General features: G+C 70.7%; 1 protein-coding gene. It reads left to right on the forward strand.

The genetic code is table 11. The features are described from left to right. Nucleotides 1-434, forward strand: a 434-nt coding sequence (locus LG661_RS24895; protein WP_230534670.1) for a hypothetical protein, incomplete at both ends; no start/stop codon positions are given.

Consider the following 434-nt stretch of genomic DNA (forward strand, 5'->3'; position numbering starts at 1 on the left):
ATCGTGGTGCGCCAGCCCGCTCCCACGGTTCGGGTCAACCCGGCCGATCCGCGGGTGATGGTGCGCCAGCAGCCGCCGCGGGTGACGGTGAACCAGGCTCAGCCCGAGATCCTGGTGCGCCAGCCGCAGCCGACCGTGACGGTGAACATCCCGCAGCCGGAGATCATCGTGCGCATGCCCGAGCCGGACGTGAACGTGGCCCTGGCCCAGCCGCAGGTGCAGGTGCAGCAGCCCCGTCCGGAGGTGCGCGTGCAGCAGCAGGAGCAGCAGGCCCAGGTGCAGGTCGAGCAGGCCCAGCCGCAGGTGATGTTCGAGCAGTCGCAGCGTGAGGCTCAGGTGCAGTTCCAGCAGCAGGGCCAGCCGCAGGTGCGCTATGAGCGGGCCGAGCCACGGGTGGTGATCAACCAGGCCGAGGGGCAGCCGAACGTCCGCTT

The organism is Microvirga roseola (genome assembly GCF_020866965.1).
In the GTDB taxonomy this organism is placed as follows: Bacteria; Pseudomonadota; Alphaproteobacteria; order Rhizobiales; family Beijerinckiaceae; genus Microvirga; species Microvirga roseola.